At 63.8% G+C, this 18,427-nt stretch carries 22 protein-coding genes; 19 read left to right on the top strand and 3 right to left on the bottom strand.

Going from position 1 to position 18,427, the window contains the following annotated elements; genetic code table 11:
- Positions 1-5 precede the first annotated feature (5 nt).
- From K5E37_RS09545 to K5E37_RS09460, 18 genes are read left to right on the top strand one after another with little or no spacing between them, the layout of a single operon-like run.
- Positions 6-260: an acyl carrier protein gene (locus tag K5E37_RS09545; protein ID WP_007947135.1), complete on the top strand. Its 255-nt coding sequence runs from the start codon at positions 6-8 to the stop codon at positions 258-260.
- Positions 257-802, top strand: coding sequence for a hypothetical protein (locus K5E37_RS09540; RefSeq protein WP_007952346.1), 546 nt, complete (start codon positions 257-259; stop codon positions 800-802). The genes K5E37_RS09545 and K5E37_RS09540 overlap by 4 nt, the downstream gene beginning before the upstream one ends.
- On the top strand, positions 799-2,478 hold the full coding sequence (locus K5E37_RS09535) for an acyl-CoA synthetase family protein (RefSeq protein ID WP_221533673.1): 1,680 nt from the start codon (positions 799-801) through the stop codon (positions 2,476-2,478). Before K5E37_RS09540 ends, K5E37_RS09535 begins: the two co-directional genes overlap by 4 nt.
- Positions 2,471-3,205 carry a glycosyltransferase family 2 protein gene (locus tag K5E37_RS09530; RefSeq protein ID WP_221533672.1) on the top strand — a complete coding sequence of 245 codons (735 nt, stop codon included), beginning with the start codon at positions 2,471-2,473 and terminating at the stop codon, positions 3,203-3,205. The genes K5E37_RS09535 and K5E37_RS09530 overlap by 8 nt, the downstream gene beginning before the upstream one ends.
- Positions 3,202-4,149, top strand: coding sequence for a glycosyl transferase (locus K5E37_RS09525; protein WP_039766474.1), 948 nt, complete (start codon positions 3,202-3,204; stop codon positions 4,147-4,149). Before K5E37_RS09530 ends, K5E37_RS09525 begins: the two co-directional genes overlap by 4 nt.
- Positions 4,130-5,674 (top strand): histidine ammonia-lyase, encoded by a 1,545-nt coding sequence (gene hutH, locus K5E37_RS09520; protein ID WP_011332101.1) that lies wholly within the window; start codon positions 4,130-4,132, stop codon positions 5,672-5,674. Before K5E37_RS09525 ends, hutH begins: the two co-directional genes overlap by 20 nt.
- Positions 5,667-6,092: a thioesterase family protein gene (locus tag K5E37_RS09515; protein ID WP_085608436.1), complete on the top strand. Its 426-nt coding sequence runs from the start codon at positions 5,667-5,669 to the stop codon at positions 6,090-6,092. Before hutH ends, K5E37_RS09515 begins: the two co-directional genes overlap by 8 nt.
- Entirely contained in the window at positions 6,089-6,691 is a 603-nt protein-coding gene (locus K5E37_RS09510; protein WP_221533671.1) for an outer membrane lipoprotein carrier protein LolA, read from the top strand. The genes K5E37_RS09515 and K5E37_RS09510 overlap by 4 nt, the downstream gene beginning before the upstream one ends.
- Positions 6,675-9,014 carry an MMPL family transporter gene (locus tag K5E37_RS09505; protein ID WP_221533670.1) on the top strand — a complete coding sequence of 780 codons (2,340 nt, stop codon included), beginning with the start codon at positions 6,675-6,677 and terminating at the stop codon, positions 9,012-9,014. The genes K5E37_RS09510 and K5E37_RS09505 overlap by 17 nt, the downstream gene beginning before the upstream one ends.
- The gene (locus tag K5E37_RS09500; RefSeq protein ID WP_221533669.1) at positions 9,011-10,171 is read left to right on the top strand and encodes a sodium:proton antiporter; all 1,161 of its coding nucleotides are present in this window, start codon (positions 9,011-9,013) and stop codon (positions 10,169-10,171) included. The genes K5E37_RS09505 and K5E37_RS09500 overlap by 4 nt, the downstream gene beginning before the upstream one ends.
- Positions 10,158-11,405, top strand: coding sequence for an NAD(P)/FAD-dependent oxidoreductase (locus K5E37_RS09495; RefSeq protein WP_221533668.1), 1,248 nt, complete (start codon positions 10,158-10,160; stop codon positions 11,403-11,405). Before K5E37_RS09500 ends, K5E37_RS09495 begins: the two co-directional genes overlap by 14 nt.
- Complete coding sequence (locus tag K5E37_RS09490) at positions 11,402-12,127, top strand: class I SAM-dependent methyltransferase (RefSeq protein WP_221533667.1); 726 nt, start codon at positions 11,402-11,404, stop codon at positions 12,125-12,127. Before K5E37_RS09495 ends, K5E37_RS09490 begins: the two co-directional genes overlap by 4 nt.
- Positions 12,127-12,609 (top strand): hypothetical protein, encoded by a 483-nt coding sequence (locus K5E37_RS09485; protein WP_221533666.1) that lies wholly within the window; start codon positions 12,127-12,129, stop codon positions 12,607-12,609. Before K5E37_RS09490 ends, K5E37_RS09485 begins: the two co-directional genes overlap by 1 nt.
- A complete protein-coding gene (locus tag K5E37_RS09480; RefSeq protein ID WP_221533665.1) occupies positions 12,606-13,802 on the top strand; it encodes a beta-ketoacyl-[acyl-carrier-protein] synthase family protein in 1,197 nt (398 codons plus the stop codon). Before K5E37_RS09485 ends, K5E37_RS09480 begins: the two co-directional genes overlap by 4 nt.
- Positions 13,799-14,263 carry a hotdog family protein gene (locus K5E37_RS09475; RefSeq protein WP_221533664.1) on the top strand — a complete coding sequence of 155 codons (465 nt, stop codon included), beginning with the start codon at positions 13,799-13,801 and terminating at the stop codon, positions 14,261-14,263. Before K5E37_RS09480 ends, K5E37_RS09475 begins: the two co-directional genes overlap by 4 nt.
- Positions 14,256-14,984: a 3-ketoacyl-ACP reductase FabG2 gene (locus tag K5E37_RS09470; RefSeq protein WP_221533663.1), complete on the top strand. Its 729-nt coding sequence runs from the start codon at positions 14,256-14,258 to the stop codon at positions 14,982-14,984. Before K5E37_RS09475 ends, K5E37_RS09470 begins: the two co-directional genes overlap by 8 nt.
- Positions 14,984-16,219 carry a beta-ketoacyl-ACP synthase gene (locus tag K5E37_RS09465; protein ID WP_221533662.1) on the top strand — a complete coding sequence of 412 codons (1,236 nt, stop codon included), beginning with the start codon at positions 14,984-14,986 and terminating at the stop codon, positions 16,217-16,219. Before K5E37_RS09470 ends, K5E37_RS09465 begins: the two co-directional genes overlap by 1 nt.
- A 20-nt stretch (positions 16,220-16,239) precedes the next feature.
- Entirely contained in the window at positions 16,240-16,695 is a 456-nt protein-coding gene (locus tag K5E37_RS09460) for an excinuclease (protein ID WP_221533661.1), read from the top strand.
- 48 nt (positions 16,696-16,743) lie between these two features.
- On the opposite strand, the gene K5E37_RS09455 is transcribed toward K5E37_RS09460, so the two are convergent.
- Together K5E37_RS09455 and K5E37_RS09450 are read right to left on the bottom strand one after the other, a co-directional pair.
- Positions 16,744-17,031 (bottom strand): addiction module antidote protein, encoded by a 288-nt coding sequence (locus K5E37_RS09455; RefSeq protein WP_011332089.1) that lies wholly within the window; start codon positions 17,029-17,031, stop codon positions 16,744-16,746.
- Positions 17,028-17,333, bottom strand: a complete 306-nt coding sequence (locus tag K5E37_RS09450) for a type II toxin-antitoxin system RelE/ParE family toxin (protein ID WP_221533660.1) — start codon at positions 17,331-17,333, stop codon at positions 17,028-17,030. The genes K5E37_RS09455 and K5E37_RS09450 overlap by 4 nt, the downstream gene beginning before the upstream one ends.
- A 118-nt stretch (positions 17,334-17,451) precedes the next feature.
- Here K5E37_RS09450 and K5E37_RS09445 point away from each other — a divergent pair, with 118 nt between their 5' ends.
- Positions 17,452-17,889, top strand: a complete 438-nt coding sequence (locus K5E37_RS09445; RefSeq protein WP_221533659.1) for an excinuclease — start codon at positions 17,452-17,454, stop codon at positions 17,887-17,889.
- Positions 17,890-17,931: 42 nt separating this feature from the next.
- Here K5E37_RS09445 and K5E37_RS09440 read toward each other — a convergent pair whose 3' ends face one another.
- Complete coding sequence (locus tag K5E37_RS09440; RefSeq protein ID WP_221533658.1) at positions 17,932-18,375, bottom strand: DUF2846 domain-containing protein; 444 nt, start codon at positions 18,373-18,375, stop codon at positions 17,932-17,934.
- Positions 18,376-18,427: the final 52 nt, after the last annotated feature.

Genomic DNA, 18,427 nt, shown 5'->3' with positions numbered 1-18,427 from the left:
GGACCATGCAAACTCGTGACGACATTTTCAACACCCTGCGCGATGCCCTGGTCGAGCTGTTCGAACTGGACCCGGCCCGCGTGAGCCTGGAATCCAACCTGTATCAGGATCTGGAAATCGACAGCATCGACGCCGTCGACCTGATCGATCACATCAAACGCCAGACCGGCAAGAAAATCGCCGCCGAGGAATTCAAGTCGGTACGCACCGTCAGTGACGTGGTCGAGGCGGTCTACCGTCTGGTTCAACCGGCCGCATGAGCCGACTGATCGGCCTCGGCCTGCTGCTGGCAGGCCTGCTGTATCCCTTTGCGGTGTATTTCGGCATGGAGCACTTCGCGCCATGGCAGTTCGGTCTGCTGCTGGGCGGCCTGTGGCTGGCCCGGGCGCTGACCGGCGAACGCAAGCCCGGCAGCCTGTGGATGGCCTGCGTGGCGATCGTGTTCTGCCTGCTGCTGGCGGTGTTCGACAGCCCTTTGCTGTTGCGTTGGTACCCGGTGCTGATCAGCGGCTTCATGCTGGTGCTGTTCAGCCTGAGCCTGAAATACGGCCCGCCGATGGTCGAGCGTCTGGCTCGCCTGCGTGAACCGCAACTGCCGCCCAAGGCGATTCGTTACACCCGCCAGGTCACCGTGGCCTGGAGCGTGTTTTTCTTTTGCAACGGTTTGTGCGCCGCCCTGCTGACACTGTGGGCGCCGCTGAACTGGTGGATGTTGTACACCGGCCTGATCTCCTACGGATTGATCGGCCTGATGTTTGCCATTGAATGGCTGATACGACAACGGGTAAGAGGTCGCCCATGAACTGGATAAAACTTGAGCAGCTGTTGCTCAAGGATCTGCCGCAGCGCGCAATCACCGTCGTGCCGGCACTCGATCACGCAAACCTGCGCGAACAGGCCCTGAGTCTGGCGGCAGGTCTGCAAGCGCGCGGCGTACAACGTCTGGCGGTGCATCTGGAAGATGCCGCCGACCTGGCCGTCGCCCTGCTCGGCGCCTGGCGCGCGGGCGTCAGCGTATTGCTGCCTTCGGATCTGCAAGCGCAGACCCGCCAGCGTTGGTCGAACGACGTCGATCTGTGGCTGACCGATCAGGCCGATGACGCCCGCCTGAGCGATGTGCTGCAACCTCCCCTGCCCGCTGCCGAACTGGATCTCGACCAGTGCCGCCTGAGCCTGTGCACCTCCGGCTCCAGCGGCGAGCCCAAGCGCATCGACAAATCCCTGCGCCAACTGGCCAACGAAGTCGAAGCCCTCGAACAACTGTGGGGCGCCGATCTCGGTGAGGCCTGCATCCTCGGCAGCGTCGCCACTCAGCACATCTACGGCTTGCTGTTCCGCGTGCTGTGGCCGCTGTGCGCCGGGCGTCCGTTCCTGCGCAAGCAACTGGCTTTCCCGGAAGACCTGCAACGCGCCAGCCGCGAGCACCTGGCCTTTGCCTGGGTCGCCAGCCCGGCGCTGCTCAAACGCATGGGCGACAACCTCGACTGGCCGGCGCTGAGCGTCGTGCGCCGGGTGTTTTCGTCCGGTGGCGCACTGCCGGCAGACGCCGCACAAAGCCTGCATCAACGCCTGGGACAGTGGCCGACGGAAATCCTCGGCAGCTCGGAAACCGGCGGCATCGCCTGGCGTCAGGGTGAGTCGTTGTGGCAGCCGTTTGCCGGCGTCGAGTTGAACCAGGACAGCGACGGCGCCTTGCTGATCGCTTCGCCTTACCTGCCCGCCGGGCATGTCGAACACACCGCCGATGCGGCGCGTATTCAGGCCGATGGCCGCTTTGAATTGCTCGGGCGACTCGACCGGATCGTCAAACTCGAAGAAAAACGTATTTCCCTGCCGATGCTCGAACAGGCGCTGGTGGCCCACGACTGGGTCGCCGAAGCGCGTCTGGGCGTGGTGCAGGAAAACCGTGCGTCGCTCGGTGCTCTGCTGGTGCTCAGCGAATCCGGCCTGTTTGCCCTGCGCGAACACGGTCGGCGCAGCCTGACCGAAACCCTGCGCCGTCATCTCGGCGACCATTGCGAAGCCTTGGCCCTGCCCCGCCGCTGGCGTCTGCTGCGACAGTTGCCGCTGACCTCGCAGGGCAAATTGCCTCAAGCCGACGTCGAAGCCTTGCTGCTGGCCCCACGGCCAAAAGCACCGGAAATCCTGGAGCAGGCCGAAACCGAGGGCGAATGGAACCTGCAATTGAGCGTTCCGCCGGACCTGGCCTACTTCAGCGGCCACTTCCCCAAGGCCCCGGTGCTGCCCGGTGTGGTGCAGGTCGAATGGGCACTGAACCTGGGTCGGCAACTGCTGAACCTGCCCGGCGCGTTCGCCGGCATGGAAGTGCTGAAATTCCAGCAACTGGTGCGCCCCGGCGATGAAATCCAGTTGCACCTGCGTTTCGACCCGGAGCGCGGCAAGTTGTATTTCGCCTATCGCAACGACACGGCCACCTGCTCCAGCGGGCGGATTCTGCTGGGGACTGGCGATGCATAATCCTTGCGCCGTGATCCCGGTCTACAACCACGAAACCGCTATCGGCACGGTGGTCGACGCTCTGCTCGCTCAGGATCTGCCGTGCATTCTGGTGGACGATGCCAGCAGCAAATCCTGCGCAGCGGTGCTCGACGCGCTGGCCGAGCGCGAGCGGGTTCATCTGGTGCGCCTCACTGCCAATCAGGGCAAGGGCGGCGCGGTGATGACCGGCCTGCGTGAAGCAGCGCGGCTCGGCTTCAGCCATGCCTTGCAGGTCGACGCTGACGGTCAGCACGACTTGCAGGATGTCGCGCGGTTCATCGAAGAATCCCGCGCTCACCCCAAGTCGGTGATCTGCGGTTATCCGCTGTACGACGCCAGCGTGCCCAAAGGCCGTTTGTATGCGCGTTACCTGACCCACGTGATGGTGTGGATCAACACCTTGTCGCTGCAGATTCGCGATTCGATGTGCGGCTTCCGGGTGTACCCGCTGGAACCGACGCTGGGCGTGATCGACTCGGCGCGGGTCGGCAAGCGCATGGATTTCGACTCGGACATTCTGGTGCGTCTGGCGTGGCGCAATCAGCCGATGCGCTGGTTGCAGACCAGCGTGCATTACCCGCTGGACGGCGTGTCGCACTTTCGCCTGTTCCACGACAACGTGCTGATCTCGAGCATGCATACGCGCCTGTTCTTCGGCATGTTGCTGCGCCTGCCCGTAATCCTCTGGCGACGGTGGCGCGCATGACCGTCGAGACCGACAAGAAGCACTGGGCCGACCGCGAAGAGCGCGGCAGTTTCCTGCTGATGAAATTCACCGCGTTCGCCGCCAAGGTTCTTGGCCGACGCCTGCTGAGCCCGTTGCTGTACGGCATCGTCCTGTACTTTTTCCTGTTCGGCCGCACCGCCCGGCGCAGTGCCTGGCAGTATCAGCAGCGCCTCGCCGACTGGAGCGGTCGCCACGAATTGCGTCCGACCCGCTGGCGGGTATTCCGCCAGTTCATGGCATTCGCCGATTCGCTGCTCGACAAGCTCGACGTGTGGAACGGCAAGCTGAAGATCGAGCAGATCGAAATCATCGACCCGGCGCTGTTGCGCAATCAGTTGCGCGGCAGTCGCGGGCAAATGCTGGTGGGCGCGCATCTGGGCAACCTCGAAGTGTGCCGGGCGCTGGCGGAGCTGGGCGAGAAAGTCACGATGAACGTCCTCGTGCACACCAAGCACGCCGAGCAATTCAATCGCCTGCTGGGCGAGGCCGGGGCGACCAACCTGCGACTGATCCAGGTCAGCGAGCTGGATCCGGTGATCATGCTGCAACTGCACGAACGGCTGGAGCGCGGCGAGTGGCTGGCGATTGCCGGCGACCGCGTGCCGCTGCACGGCGGGCGCAGCGTGACCGTGGACTTTCTCGGCCACCCGGCGCCGTTCCCGCAAGGGCCGTGGCTGCTGGCCGGCCTGCTGAAATGCCCGGTCAACCTGCTGATGTGCCTGAAACAGCCTGACGGCCATTATCGCCTGACCCTCGAACCGTTCGCCGACGCCGTGGTGTGGTCACGCCGCGAGCGCGAACAGGTCATTCATCAGTGGGCCACCCGCTATGCGCAACGCCTGAGTCACTATTGCCTCGAAGCACCGTGCCAATGGTTCAACTTTTACCCATTCTGGAAAACCGATGACAACGCCAACTCCTGAGCCGGTCACCTTCGGCGAACGCCCTTTGCGCATCGAAGACGTGCTGGCCCTGGCCAACCGTCAGGCGCCCGTGCAGTTGCAGAGCGACGCGCCTTATCGCGAACGCATCGCCAAGGGCGCGCGGTTCCTCGATTCGCTGCTGGACAAGGAAGGCGTGATCTACGGCGTAACCACCGGTTACGGCGATTCCTGCGTGGTTGCGGTGCCGTTGCATCACGTCGAGGCGCTGCCGCGTCATCTCTACACGTTCCACGGTTGCGGGCTGGGCAAACTGCTCGACGCCCAAGCCACCCGCGCGGTGCTCGCGGCGCGTTTGCAGTCGCTGTGCCACGGCGTGTCCGGGGTGCGCATCGAGTTGCTGGAGCGACTGCATGCCTTCCTTGAACACGACATTTTGCCGCTGATTCCTGAAGAGGGTTCGGTGGGCGCCAGCGGCGACCTGACGCCGCTGTCCTACGTCGCCGCGACCCTGTCCGGCGAGCGTGAAGTGATGTTCCGTGGCGAACGCCGCCAGGCAGCCGACGTACACCGCGAACTGGGCTGGACGCCGTTGGTGCTGCGCCCGAAAGAAGCGCTGGCACTGATGAACGGCACCGCCGTGATGACCGGTCTGGCCTGCCTGGCTTACGCCCGCGCCGATTACCTGCTGCAACTGGCCACCCGCATCACCGCGCTGAACGTGGTGGCGCTGCAAGGCAATCCGGAACACTTCGACGAGCGCCTGTTCGCCGCCAAGCCGCATCCGGGTCAGATGCAGGTCGCCGCGTGGCTGCGCAAGGATCTGGCGATCGACGCGCCGACCGCGCCGCTGCATCGCTTGCAGGATCGCTACTCGCTGCGCTGCGCACCGCACGTGCTCGGCGTGTTGGCCGACAGCCTGAACTGGCTGCGTTCGTTCATCGAGACCGAACTCAACAGCGCCAACGACAACCCGATCATCGACGCCGAAGCCGAGCGCGTGCTGCACGGTGGGCACTTCTACGGCGGACACATCGCGTTCGCCATGGACAGCCTGAAAAACCTCGTGGCCAACGTCGCCGACCTGCTCGACCGACAACTCGCGCTGCTGGTGGACGAGCGTTACAACCACGGTTTGCCGAGCAACCTGTCCGGCGCCAGCGCCGACCGCGCGATGCTCAACCACGGCTTCAAGGCCGTGCAGATCGGCGCCAGCGCCTGGACCGCCGAAGCGCTGAAAAACACCATGCCGGCCAGCGTGTTCTCGCGTTCCACCGAGTGCCACAACCAGGACAAGGTGAGCATGGGCACCATCGCCGCCCGCGACGCCATTCGTGTGCTGGAGCTGACCGAACAGGTCGCCGCCGCCACGCTGCTGGCGGCCAATCAAGGCGTGTGGCTGCGCGGCCGCGATGAAGATGCACGACCACTGCCGCCATCGCTTGCCGCGATGCATGAACAACTGGCCCAGGACTTCCCGCCGGTGATCGAAGACCGCGCCCTGGAAGGCGAACTGCGCCTGTGCCTGCAACGCATCGCCGAACAACACTGGAGGCTGCATGCGTAGTGCCGGAGTGCTTCACGCCGATACGGAAATCCTCGTGCCGTTCTTTGACGTCGACACCATGCACGTCGTCTGGCACGGCCATTACGTGAAATACCTGGAAGTGGCGCGCTGTGCACTGCTCGACAAGATCGGCCACAACTACAACCAGATGGTCGACTCGGGCTATGCCTGGCCGGTGATCGACCTGCAACTGCGCTACGTGCGCGGCGCGGTGTTCGGCCAAAGGCTGAACGTGCGCGCCAGTCTGGTGGAGTGGGAAAACCGCCTGAAGATTAACTACCTGATCACCGACGCCCAGACCGGCGAACGCCTGACCCGCGCCAGCTCGGTGCAGGTCGCCGTCGAGATGAGCAGCCGCGAGATGCAACTGGCGTCGCCGAAAGTCTTCACCGATGCCGTGGAAAGGATGCTGCGATGAATGTGTTGTTGAAATCCCTTGGGGCCCTGGCGCTGCTGACGCTGTCGTCGCTGGCCAATGCCTTCGACCTGCAACAGTTGAGCGAGCAACTGGCGAAACCGGACGTGATCCACGGCCAGTTCACCCAGGAAAAACACCTGCGCGCCCTGCCCCAGCCGCTGATCAGCAAGGGCAGCTTCGTGCTGGCGAAAAACCACGGCCTGCTGTGGCTGCTGAAAACTCCGCTGCAACAGGATTACCGCATTAGCGCCAAGGGCATCGCCCGGCGTGATGCCACCGGCTGGCAACTGCTGCCGAACAAGAGCGCCGGGGCCGAGCAGAACCGTTTGTTCCTCGCCGTACTGCAAGGCGACAGCAGCGGTCTGCAACGGGATTTCGAACTGACCCTGAGCGGCGATGCGCAGAAATGGCAACTGACCCTGACCCCGCGCTCGGTGCTGCTCAAGCAGGTGTTCAATCAGATCAACATCAGCGGCGGCACCTTGGTGAACACCATCGAACTGCTGGAAACCCAGGGCGACAGCACCGTGTTGCGCATGCAGGACAGCACCGCCGGCCAACCTCTGAGCGACGCGGAGCAACATGACTTTGCCGAGTGAACGCAGGCTGCCCTGGCTGTTCCTGATCCTGCTGCTGGCCGTCGTCGCACTGGGCGCCTGGCAGTGGCGCGATGGTGCGCCGCTGTCGGCCAACCTGATGGAACTGGTGCCCGGCACCCATCCGGATGCCCTCGAACTGCGCGCCGAACAACGCATGCAGGAACCGCTCAACCGCGACATGCTGGTGCTGGTCGGCCACGCCGATCGCCAGCAAGCCGTCGCTATGGCCCAGACCCTCGGCGAGCAATGGCAGGCCAGCGGGTTGTTCGAAAAAGTCCAGTGGAACCTGCAAGCGGACCTGCCGGCCCTGCGCACGCAGTTGCTGCAAGGGCGGCTGGCGATGCTCTCGGCGGATGACCGGCAACTGCTGAGCGAACATCCCGACGCCTTTATCCAGCAACGGGTGCAGGCACTGTTCGACCCGTTCACCGGGTTCAGTCTGGTGCCGAGCCAGGACGACTGGCTGGGTCTGACCGGGCGCATCCAGAACAGCCAGCCGCAACATGGCGCGGTGCAACTGGACATCGGCAGTGGCGCGTTGATCGCCGATGCCGACGGCAAAAGCTGGGTGCTGCTGCGCGCACGCACCACCGGCAGCGCCTTCGACATGAATCAACCGCTGCAAGTCGCCGCCCTGTTGCAACACAGCCGTGAACAAGCGGCTCGCGCCGACGTACAACTGCTGGCCGCCAGCGGCCTGCTGTACGCCGCCAACGGTCAGCAGCAGGCGACCCGGGAAATGACCTGGGTCGGCGGCGGCGCCACCATCGGCATCCTGTTGCTGTTGCTGCTCGCCTTCCGCCGCTGGCGGGTGCTGCTGGCGTTCATTCCGGTGCTGGTCGGCATGCTGTTCGGTGCGGTGGCCTGTGTTGCGCTGTTCGGGCACATGCACGTGATGACGCTGGTGCTCGGCTCCAGCCTGATCGGCGTGGCGGTGGATTACCCGCTGCACTACCTGTCCAAGAGCTGGAGCCTCAAGCCGTGGCACAGCTGGCCGGCGTTGCGCCTGACCCTGTCCGGGCTGACGTTGAGCCTGATCACCAGCGCCATCGGTTACCTGGCACTGGCCTGGACGCCCTTCCCGGCGCTGACCCAGATCGCGGTGTTCTCCGCCGCCGGTTTGCTCGGCGCCTACCTGTCGGCGGTGTGCCTGCTGCCGGCGCTGCTGAAAAACGTCGAACTGCGCCCGGCGCAATGGCCGCTGCAACTGGCCGAGCGTCTGGTGCGGTTGCGGGAAACCCTGCTCGAGCACGTCAGGACGCCGGTGTTGCTGGCCCTGCTGATCGCCTTCTGCGTCGGTGGCCTGCTGCAACTGGAGAGCAAGAACGACATTCGCCAGTGGGTCGGCGCGCCGCAACGTCTGACCGATGAGGCGCAGACCATTGCGCGGATTACCGGCTACCAGCCGACCAGCCAGTTCTTCCTGGTGCGCGCCGCCGATCAGCAGCAATTGCTGGAACGGCAAGCGGCCCTGAGCGAGCGGCTGGATCAACTGGTCAACCTCGACAAGTTGCAGGGTTATCTGGCGCTCAATCAACTGGTCAGCCCGCCGGCTCAGCAGCAACAAGTGCGTGAGGCGCTGAGCAAGTTGCCGCAGTTCTGGCAGCCGTTGCTGGAGGTCGGCGTGCCGCTGGCGGCGCTGCAAACCGAGCTGAAACAGTTACAGGAACTGCCCGCCGAAGACATCGATGCAGCACTGGCCGGTCCGCTCGGCGAGCCCTACCGCACGTTGTGGCTCGGGCCGACCGAGGATGGCGTGGCGGCAATGGTCAGCCTGCAAGGCCTGAACAATCCGTCGCTGCTGCGGGTGCAGGCACTGGATCTGCCGGGCGTGATGCTGGTGGATCGGCTCGGCGATCTGAACAAGGTGTTCGCCCAGACCCAGATCAGCGCCGCTGAACTGAAGCTCGCCTCTTGCGTGTTGATCGTGCTGGTGCTGATGCTGCCGTTCGGTCTCGGTGGCGCGCTGCGGATCGTCGCCCTGCCGCTGCTCGCTGCGCTGTGCAGCCTCGCCAGCCTGGGCTGGCTCGGTCAGCCGCTGACCCTGTTCAGCCTGTTCGGCCTGCTGCTGGTGACGGCGATCAGCGTCGACTACGCGATCCTCATGCGCGAGCAGGTCGGCGGTGCGGCCGTCAGCCTGCTCGGCACCTTGCTCGCGGCCGCCACCACCTGGCTGTCGTTCGGCCTGCTGGCGGTGTCGAGCACGCCGGCGGTGAGCAACTTCGGTCTGTCGGTGAGCCTCGGTCTGGCGTTCAGCTTCATGCTCGCGCCGTGGGCCGGGCGTCAGGCCCACGCGGTTGCAGTCACGGAGCCTTCAGCATGATGGTGGTGATTTTCTGGCTGATGGCCCTGGCACTGTTCTTCGTCGCCACCCGGGTCGGCCGGCACTTCGGGCTGATCCCGATCGTCAGTCAATTGCTGCTGGCCAGCTTCGGCCTGCCGCTGCTGATGTACTTCTGGATCGAGCCGGGCTGGCAACTCAACGGCGCCGAACTGATCGCGCCGGGCTGGCTGAAAAACCTCTACAGCCTGAGCTTCGCCCTGCTGCTGGGGCACATCCTCAGCGACGTGATCGACCTGCGCCTGGACCGCCAGAGCGTGAAGATCGCCCTGCCGAGTTTCGCCGTGCCGTTCACCTGCGGCCTCGCGACGGCGTACTGGCTGTTGCCGGCGCAGCCGTGGATCAACTCGCTGGCGATCGGTCTGGTGTTCGCCATCACCGCGATTCCGGTGTTGTACCTGTACCTGCGCCACATCGATTACCCGCCCGCCGCCACCCGGCGTCTGGTGCAGACCGCGATCCTGATCGACCTGACCTGCTGGACGCTGTTCGGCCTCGCTCAGGGCAGCCTGCACCTGAGCAGTCTGATGCTGCCGCTGGGGATGGCCTGCGTGCCGGTGCTGCTGCGGGTGTCCGGCATCCGCCGGCCGTTGACCTACAGCCTCGGTTTTTTTGCGCTGTTGGTGCTGGCCGAACACTACAAACTCAACGCGCTGATTTTCGGCATCGGCTATCTGCTGTGCATGGCCGCGCTCAAGGTGCCTCTGGTGTTGCCGCTGCCGGCGCACTGGATGAACCGCTTGCAGACCTGGGTCGCGATTCCGCTGATCCTCACTTTCGGCATCGTCCAGATCGACGTGCACAGCGCCCTCGCCAGCCTCGACGCCGTGCAATGGGCGGCGCTGCTGCTGTTGCCGATCGCCAGCAAAATCCTGGGCAACTGGCTCGGTCTCGGCTGGGCCGGCGCGTCGTTCGCAGGCGCCAGCCGCTGGCGCGAAAGCGTGCTGCTGAACATTCGCGGCTTGAGCGAAATCGTCTTTCTCAACCTGCTGTTGCAACAACAGCTCATCAGCCCGGCGCTGTACTTTGCGCTGATGCTGATGGGTCTGATCGCGACGCTGTTGCCGGCCTTCATCGGCCTGCACCGGGCGTCACTGAACCCTATTGCCGTACCCAGGAGCTCGCGTGCCAATCGTTGAAATGGAATCCCGTCAGGTCGTGATCATCGGCGCCGGCCCCTCCGGCGCCATTGCCGCCGCACTGCTCAAGCGCAAGGGGCACGACGTGCTGGTGATCGAGCGCCAGCATTTCCCGAGGTTCTCCATCGGTGAAAGCCTGCTCTGCCATTGCCTGGATTTCGTCGAAGAAGCCGGCATGCTCGAAGCGGTAAATGCCGCCGGGTTCCAGCGCAAGAACGGTGCGGCGTTCGCCTGGGGCGAGCGCTACAGCGCCTTCGATTTTGGTGACACCTTCACCGCCGGCAAGCCCACGACCCTACAGGTGCAACGCGCCGACTTCGACAAGTTGCTGGCCGATCAGGCGGCGTTGCAGGGCGCGGAAATCCGCTACGGCGACGCGATTGTCAGCGTCGATTTCGAACGCCCGCGACCGCAGCTGAATGTGCGCCGCGAAGACGGCAGCGAGTACCGCGTCGAAGCTGGCTTTGTCCTCGATGCCAGCGGTTACGGCCGCGTGCTGTCGCGTCTGCTCGACTTGGAAGCACCATCGAACTTCCCGGTTCGCCAGGCCGTTTTCACCCACGTTGAAGACCATATCGATCACCCCGGTTTCGACCGCGAGAAGATCCTCATCACCACTCACCCGCAGCACCGCGATATCTGGTTCTGGTCGATCCCGTTCAGCAACGGTCGCTGCTCCGTCGGCGTGGTGGCTGCCGCTGAACATTTCGCGGGCCGCGATACCGACCTCGACGCCTGCCTGCGCGGGTTCATCGCCGAAACCCCGAGCCTGGCCAAGGTGCTGAACAACGCCGTGTGGGACACCCCGGCGCGCACTCTCAGCGGCTATGCGGCCAACGTCAAAACCCTGCACGGCCCGGGCTTCGCGCTGCTGGGTAACGCGGCCGAATTTCTCGACCCGGTGTTCTCCTCCGGCGTGACCATTGCCATGCGTTCGGCGAGCATGGCCGCCGGTGTGCTGCATCGGCAGTTGCAGGGCGAAACGGTGGACTGGCAACGGGAGTTCGCCGAGCCGCTGAAACGCGGGGTCGACACGTTCCGCTGCTACGTCGAAGGCTGGTACGCCGGCACTTTCCAGGACGTGATTTTCCACGAGCAAGGCTCACCGGAAATCCGCCGCATGATCTGCTCGATCCTCGCCGGCTACGCCTGGGACGAACGCAACCCGTTCGTCAGTGAAGCGCGCCGTCGGCTGAAGACGATCTCCGAACTCTGTGCAAGGGACGACACATGAATTACCTGAGCGACAACTACGTCGAGGAAACCCGCTTCGGCTTCTGGTTCCTGCGCAGCCACACCTGGCAGCACCATGTATTGCGCGTGGCGATCAACGATCTGCGCGGGCTGTTCAGCGAATCGTTGCCGGCCAGTCCGGTGCTGCTGGATGCCGGCTGTGGCCAGGGCAAGTCATTCGGCCACCTGCGCCAGACCTTCGCGCCACAGCGTTTGATCGGCGTCGATGCCGACCCGCACAGCCTTGAACTGAGCGCCGCCGAGGCGGCGCGTCAGGGCTTCGACGTCGAGCTGATCGGCAGCGACTGCGCGACCCTCAATGTGCCGGACGCCAGCGTCGATCTGCTGTTCTGTCACCAGACCTTCCATCATCTGGTGGAGCAGGAAAAAGCCCTGGCCGAGTTCTATCGGGTGCTCAAGCCGGGCGGTTATCTGCTGTTCGCCGAGTCCACCGAGGCTTACATTGATACGTGGGTGATTCGCTGGCTGTTCCGTCATCCGATGCACGTGCAAAAGAGCGCGGCGCAGTACCTGGAGATGATTCGCCAGCGGGGTTTCGAGTTCGCCGAACAGAACGTTTCGTACCCGTACCTGTGGTGGAGCCGGTCGAAGGATTTCGGTCTGCTCGAGCGTTTTGGTCTGCGCCAGCCCAAGCCCTTTGGCCAGCGGGAAGAAACCCTGGTCAACGTGGTGGCCCGCAAACCCTTGAACGAGGCTGTCTGATGTTGCGTGTTCTGCTGCTCGCCTGCGTCCTGCTGCTCGGTGCCTGCGCCAGTCAGGCGCCGCTGCCGGCCGGCAACCCGAGCCTGCCGCTGCCGATGCAATTGCATATCGAACGTCACCTGGCCGGACAACAGCAAGACTGGTTGCTGGTGATCCAGCGCGAAGGCCCCGGCATCCGATGGTCGATGATGGATCCGCTGGGCATTCCCCAGGCGCGTCAGCAGTTGATCGACGGACACTGGCGGGCCGACGGCCTGCTGCCGCCCAACCCGGAAGCCCGGGAGCTGTTCGCCGCGCTGCTGTTCGCCCTGACCCCGGCGGGCGAGCTGTCGCGCAACTATCCCGACGCGCAGCAACAGGGCGGCCAACGTTCCCTGCCGGCGCGCTGGGACATCCGTTACACCCGACCCTTGAGCTTCGAATTGAACCTGCCACAAGGCCCGCACTATCGCGTAACGCCACTCGGTGAACCGACGTCATGACCGCCTACCTCAATGCCCTCGGCGTGATCTGCGCCCTGGGGCGCGACAAGCAAGCCGTGGCACGCAACCTGTTTGCCGGCGACTGCTCGGGCATGCGCCGCGAGTCCGGCTGGGTGCCGGAGCGCGAACTGCCGGTGGCCGCCGTGCACGGTGATCTGGCGCCGATTCCCGAGGCGCTGGCCGACCAGCGCAGCCGCAACAATCAACTGTTGCTGGAAGCCGCGTTGCAGATTCGCGATGACATCGAGCAGGCGATCCAGACGTACGGGCGCGAGCGCATCGGCGTGGTACTCGGCACCAGCACTTCCGGTATCGACGAGGCCAGTCGCGGCCTGGCGCACTACATTCGCGACCACCAGTTCCCGACCGATTACGACTACCGGCAACAGGAACTCGGCGCCCCGGCGAATTTCCTCGCCGACTGGCTGCAACTGAGCGGCCCGACCTATGTGATTTCCACCGCCTGCACCTCCAGCGCACGCGCGCTGATGAGCGCCCGACGCCTGCTCGATCTAGGCCTGTGCGACGCCGTGCTGTGCGGCGGTGTCGACAGCCTGTGCAAACTGACCCTCAACGGTTTCAGTGCGCTGGAAGCGGTGTCCGACGAGCGCTGTAATCCGTTTTCCGCCAACCGCAACGGCATCAACATCGGCGAAGCGGCGGTGCTGTTCGTGATGAGCAAAGCACGCGGCGCAGGGCCGGGCATCGCCCTGCTCGGCGCTGGCGCCAGCTCCGACGCGCACCATATTTCCGCACCGGAACCGAGCGGCCGTGGCGCACTGCAATCGATGCAAAAAGCCCTCGATCAAGCCCACCTGCAAGCCGGCGACATCAGCTACCTGAACCTGCACGGCACCGCGACCCAGCACAACGACGCCATGGAAAGCCTGGCCGTCGCCGCACTGTTTGCCGAAGGCGTGCCGTGTTCCTCGACCAAACCGATGACCGGCCACACCCTCGGCGCCGCCGGCGCACTGGAAGCGGCGTTCTGCTGGTTGAGCCTGAGTACCGACAACCCTGACCACGCCTTGCCGCCGCACATCTGGGACGGCCAGGCCGACCCGGCATTGCCAGCGCTGAAGTGGGTGACCGCAAGCGAACGCCTGGCGTCCATTGCACCCCGCTACCTGATGAGCAACTCATTTGCCTTCGGTGGCAATAACGTCAGCCTGATTATCGGAGACGCCCCATGACCCACTGGCCGCTCGCCGAACTGCTGCCCCACGCTGGCGACATGATCCTGATCGACCGGATCCTGAGCTTTGACGACGAACAGATCCACACCACCCTCACCGTCCGGCCCGGCGGCCTGTTCAGCCTGCCCGACGGCAGCCTGCCGGCGTGGGTCGGCGTCGAGTTGATGGCGCAAAGCGTCGCCGCGTTCGCCGGCTGCCATGCGCGGCAAAAAGGCAACCCGGTGGAGCTGGGCTTTCTGCTCGGCACACGCAAGTTCGAATGCAATGTCGCGGCCTTTCCGGTTGGCAGCGAACTGACCATCCATGGCCTGCGCTCGCTGGAAGACGACAACGGCATGGGTGTATTCGAATGCCACATCAACGCGCCCGGCATCGAGGCCACCGCCCGGCTGAACGTGTTCCGCCCGCCCCACGCGGCGGACTATCTAGAGCAATCCAAGGAGTCGAACGATGACTGAATCAATACTGGTCACCGGCTCCAGCCGTGGCATCGGCCGCGCCATTGCCCTGCGCCTGGCCAGCGCCGGCCACGATATCGTCCTGCATTGCCGCAGCGGCATGACGGAAGCCCAAGCGGTGAAAGCCGAAGTCGAAGCGCTCGGCCGCAACGCGCGCATCCTGCAATTCGACGTGGCTGACCGCGAAACCTGCAAAGCCATCCTCGAAGCCGACGTTGAAGCCCACGGCGCCTACTACGGCGTGGTGCTCAATGCCGGCCTGACCCGCGACGGCGCCTTTCCGGCCCTGAGCGACGATGACTGGGACGTGGTGCTGCGCACCAACCTCGACGGTTTCTACAACGTCCTGCACCCGGTGATGATGCCGATGATCCGCCGCCGCGCCGCTGGTCGCATCGTTTGCATCACCTCGGTCTCGGGGATGATCGGCAACCGCGGCCAGGTCAATTACAGCGCGTCGAAAGCCGGTGTGATCGGCGCCGCGAAAGCCTTGGCGATCGAACTGGCCAAGCGCAAGATCACGGTCAACTGCGTCGCGCCGGGCCTGATCGACACGGCGATGCTGGATGAAAACGTGCCGGTGGAAGAACTGCTGAAAATGATCCCCGCACAACGCATGGGCACGCCTGAAGAGGTGGCCGGTGCGGTGAATTTCCTGATGTCGGCGGAAGCGTCGTACATCACCCGCCAGGTGCTGGCGGTCAACGGAGGCTTGTGCTGATGAAGCGCGTCGTCGTCACCGGCATGGCCGGCATCACCTCGCTGGGCAGCGACTGGGAGACCATCGCCAGCAATTTCGCCGCCAACCGCAGCGGCATTCGCCGGATGGACGAGTGGGATCGCTTCAGCGAGCTCAACACCCGTCTGGCCGGGCCCATTGATGATTTCCAGGTGCCGGCGCACTGGACCCGCAAACAGCTACGCAGCATGGGCCGTGTTTCGCGGCTGGCCGTCGGCGCGGCGGAAAAAGCGCTGGCCGATGCCGGCCTGCTCGGCGACGAATCGATCAAGGACGGGCGCATGGGCGTGGCCTGTGGCTCGTCCACCGGCAGCACCGACGAGATCAAGGCGTTCGGCAACATGCTGCTCAACTCGGTGGCCGAGGGCCTCAACGCCAACTCCTATGTGCGGATGATGCCGCACACCACGGCGGCGAACATCAGCATCTTCTTCGGCCTCACCGGCCGCTTGATCCCGACCTCCAGCGCCTGCACCAGCGGCAGCCAGGGCATCGGTTACGCCTACGAGGCGATCAAGTTCGGTCGTCTGCCACTGATGCTCGCCGGTGGTGCCGAAGAGCTGTGCCCGACCGAGGCCATGGTGTTCGACGCGCTGTACGCCACCAGCCTGAAAAACGATGCACCGCACACCTCGCCACGCCCGTACGACAAGGGCCGCGATGGTCTGGTGATCGGCGAGGGCGGCGGCATGCTGGTGCTCGAAGAACTGGAACACGCCCTGGCACGCGGTGCGCACATTCACGCCGAGATCGTCGGCTTCGGCAGCAACGCCGACGGCCAGCACACCACCCGCCCCGAGCAAGTCACCATGCGCCGGGCAATGGAACTGGCGCTGGAAGATGCAGGCCTGACGCCGGACGTCATTGGCTACGTCAACGGCCACGGCACCGCCACCGAACAGGGCGATGTCGCTGAAACCCTGGCCACCAGTGCCCTGTTCGGCGAACGCATGCCGATCAGCTCGCAAAAAAGCTTCCTGGGCCACACCCTCGGCGCCTGCGGGGCGCTGGAATCGTGGTTCAGCATCGAGATGCTCAACCGCGACCTGTACGTGCACACGCTCAATCTCGACGAGGTCGATCCGCACTGCGGCAAGCTCGACTATCTGCGCGGCGAGTTCCGCCAGATGAGCCACGAATACGTGATGAACAACAACTTCGCTTTCGGCGGGGTCAACACCTCGCTGATTTTCCGTCGCTGGCCCCAACCGAATTAATCCAGGTCAAGGAGACCTCCATGCACTTCAAGAAACTCGCTGCCACCCTGCTCATCTGTGCCTTGCCGGCCGTCAGCCAGGCCCGTGACACGGCGGTGTACCTGCCGTTCGACAAGGCCGTCGCCGAAGCGACCCGCACCGGCAAGATCGACGGCAGCGTGAAGTTCTATCTGGCGGGCAACGCCCTGGCGGGCAACGCCCCGGCCGGCAAAGTCACCGTCGTCAGCCCCGGCGCCGTGACCAACAAGAAGACCAACGCCTTCAACAAAACCGACCAGGAAGCCTGCGAGTGGGTCGTGCAATCGGCGATCATCAGCCTGCACCAGGCCGCGAAAAGCGCCGGCGCCAACGCGGTGACCAACATCGTCAGCTTCTACAAGAGCAATGAGCGCAAGGATGCGAAAACCTACGAATGCCACGCGGGCGCAATCATGGCCGGCGTAGCGTTGAAGGGCGATCTGGCGACGGTTCAGTAACGGCCGGAAACGACAAAGGGCGCCTTTCGGCGCCCTTTTCTATTCAGATCATGTGCTGGCATGCAACTTCAGCCCCAGCGCTTTCATGACTTTGAGGATCGTTCCAAATTCAGGATTTACCTCGCCTGACAGTGCGCGATAAAGACTTTCCCTTGATAGCCCCGCATCCCGCGCGACCTGGGTCATGCCACGCGCCCGAGCAATCGTGCCAAGTGCCTTGGCAATAAAAGCCGGGTCGTCACCCGCCTCTTCCATGCAGGCGTCCAGATAGTTGGCCATGTCCTCTTCTGTCTTGAGGTACTCGGCTGAGTCCCAACGAGTGAATTGTTCGGTCATGGGTTTTGCTCCTGCCAGGATTCCGCGATGAGCCTGGCTTGCTTGATGTCTCGAGATTGACTGCTCTTGTCTCCACCACAAAGGAGGATGACCAGCTGACGACCTTGCTGCATGAAATAGACCCGATATCCCGGGCCATAGTCAATTCGGGCTTCGCTGATCCCTTCGCCAATGGCTTTGACATCACCGAAATTCCCATCAGCCATGCGATCAATTCGCACCTGAATACGCATCCTGGCGCGACTATCAACCAGCTTCACAAGCCAGCTCGAGAATGTGGAGCTTCGAAGTATCTCAGTCATGGCCGCAAGTGTAGCCGCTAAGCTACACGCACTCTACATGGACTTCTCTCTGTCCGATATACGGCGTCTACACTCGTCATACCCATGATTTGCTGCGCGTTACGTCAAGGAGATGACCATGCAAGCGAAAGACCTCATCGCCGCCGCCCTTTTCAGCCTGCTCCCCAGCGCCAGCCACGCCACCAATCTGATGTACATGCCGTTCGAAACAGTTGTGTCGGATGCAATGCGCGCCGGGCGGCTGGATGGCAGTGTGAAGTTTTATCTGGTCGGCAACGGGCCTCAGGGCACTCAACGGATGTTGCAGCGCGGTGTGGTCAGCGACTTGAAGACCAACGGCTTCAACAAGAGCGATCACGACTCCTGCGAGTGGGTGTTGCAGTCGAATCTGATTGCGCTGCAGGCCGAGGCCAAGCGTGTCGGGGCGAATGCGGTGACCAATATCGTCAGCTACTACGACCAGCATGTGCGCAAGGATCTGAACACTTATGAATGTCGGGCCGGGGTGTTTGTGACGCGGGTGGCGTTGAAGGGAGATCTGGTGCGGCTGCCCTGATGGGCAACGCCTCCACGACGGGCGTGAAGGCGTGCGAAATGCTTACTGAGCCTGGATCAGTTTGCTTTCATTGACGCCGGCGCGACCGGTCGTTTCATCGACCACTTGCAGGGCATTGCGCGCCTTGATGAAACCGACCTTCACTTCCTGCCAGACGAAATAGTTCTTGCCCGCTTCGGCCGAGAGTTTCAGCTCCGAATCGTTTTCTGCCGAGGACACCAGCGTCTGCTGACCTGCCGGTACCGACAGCATCAGATACGATTTGGCGACGGTTGCACCTACCGGCCTGCCATTGAGCGCGACAGGCATCTTCACGCCGGCACCCATGCTCTCGTTGCGGTAAACGTAGATGTGAGCCTTGTCCGGGCTGACCTGGAAGGTTTTAGCCTGAGCGTCTTGAGTATCGTCGGCCATTTTTACCGAAGCGCAACCTGTGCTGAGTGCGGCAACTACCAACAAAGCGGCGAAGCTGAACTGCTTGAACATCCCGTTTCTCCATAATTTGATGATCCAACCAGAGCGTATCGGCCGCTTCGGA

Origin of the sequence: Pseudomonas sp. RIT778 (assembly GCF_019718735.1) — a bacterium.
Lineage (GTDB): Bacteria > Pseudomonadota > Gammaproteobacteria > Pseudomonadales > Pseudomonadaceae > Aquipseudomonas > Aquipseudomonas aphyarum.
The sequence above is the reverse complement of the archived record's forward strand: the minus strand, read 5'-3'. Positions and strand labels throughout refer to the sequence as shown.

What these genes read in the sequence shown, in the direction of transcription:
- K5E37_RS09535 (WP_221533673.1), top strand. Translation starts at nt 799, where the DNA reads ATGAACTGGATAAAACTTGAGCAGCTGTTGCTCAAGGATCTGCCGCAG.
- K5E37_RS09480 (WP_221533665.1), top strand. Translation starts at nt 12,606, where the DNA reads ATGACCGCCTACCTCAATGCCCTCGGCGTGATCTGCGCCCTGGGGCGC.
- K5E37_RS09475 (WP_221533664.1), top strand. Translation starts at nt 13,799, where the DNA reads ATGACCCACTGGCCGCTCGCCGAACTGCTGCCCCACGCTGGCGACATG.
- K5E37_RS09445 (WP_221533659.1), top strand. Translation starts at nt 17,452, where the DNA reads ATGCAAGCGAAAGACCTCATCGCCGCCGCCCTTTTCAGCCTGCTCCCC.
- K5E37_RS09500 (WP_221533669.1), top strand. Translation starts at nt 9,011, where the DNA reads ATGATGGTGGTGATTTTCTGGCTGATGGCCCTGGCACTGTTCTTCGTC.
- K5E37_RS09505 (WP_221533670.1), top strand. Translation starts at nt 6,675, where the DNA reads ATGACTTTGCCGAGTGAACGCAGGCTGCCCTGGCTGTTCCTGATCCTG.
- K5E37_RS09470 (WP_221533663.1), top strand. Translation starts at nt 14,256, where the DNA reads ATGACTGAATCAATACTGGTCACCGGCTCCAGCCGTGGCATCGGCCGC.
- K5E37_RS09515 (WP_085608436.1), top strand. Translation starts at nt 5,667, where the DNA reads ATGCGTAGTGCCGGAGTGCTTCACGCCGATACGGAAATCCTCGTGCCG.
- K5E37_RS09455 (WP_011332089.1), bottom strand. Translation starts at nt 17,031, where the DNA reads ATGACCGAACAATTCACTCGTTGGGACTCAGCCGAGTACCTCAAGACA.
- K5E37_RS09440 (WP_221533658.1), bottom strand. Translation starts at nt 18,375, where the DNA reads ATGTTCAAGCAGTTCAGCTTCGCCGCTTTGTTGGTAGTTGCCGCACTC.
- K5E37_RS09465 (WP_221533662.1), top strand. Translation starts at nt 14,984, where the DNA reads ATGAAGCGCGTCGTCGTCACCGGCATGGCCGGCATCACCTCGCTGGGC.
- K5E37_RS09450 (WP_221533660.1), bottom strand. Translation starts at nt 17,333, where the DNA reads ATGACTGAGATACTTCGAAGCTCCACATTCTCGAGCTGGCTTGTGAAG.
- K5E37_RS09510 (WP_221533671.1), top strand. Translation starts at nt 6,089, where the DNA reads ATGAATGTGTTGTTGAAATCCCTTGGGGCCCTGGCGCTGCTGACGCTG.
- K5E37_RS09460 (WP_221533661.1), top strand. Translation starts at nt 16,240, where the DNA reads ATGCACTTCAAGAAACTCGCTGCCACCCTGCTCATCTGTGCCTTGCCG.
- K5E37_RS09530 (WP_221533672.1), top strand. Translation starts at nt 2,471, where the DNA reads ATGCATAATCCTTGCGCCGTGATCCCGGTCTACAACCACGAAACCGCT.
- hutH (WP_011332101.1), top strand. Translation starts at nt 4,130, where the DNA reads ATGACAACGCCAACTCCTGAGCCGGTCACCTTCGGCGAACGCCCTTTG.
- K5E37_RS09540 (WP_007952346.1), top strand. Translation starts at nt 257, where the DNA reads ATGAGCCGACTGATCGGCCTCGGCCTGCTGCTGGCAGGCCTGCTGTAT.
- K5E37_RS09545 (WP_007947135.1), top strand. Translation starts at nt 6, where the DNA reads ATGCAAACTCGTGACGACATTTTCAACACCCTGCGCGATGCCCTGGTC.
- K5E37_RS09490 (WP_221533667.1), top strand. Translation starts at nt 11,402, where the DNA reads ATGAATTACCTGAGCGACAACTACGTCGAGGAAACCCGCTTCGGCTTC.
- K5E37_RS09485 (WP_221533666.1), top strand. Translation starts at nt 12,127, where the DNA reads ATGTTGCGTGTTCTGCTGCTCGCCTGCGTCCTGCTGCTCGGTGCCTGC.
- K5E37_RS09525 (WP_039766474.1), top strand. Translation starts at nt 3,202, where the DNA reads ATGACCGTCGAGACCGACAAGAAGCACTGGGCCGACCGCGAAGAGCGC.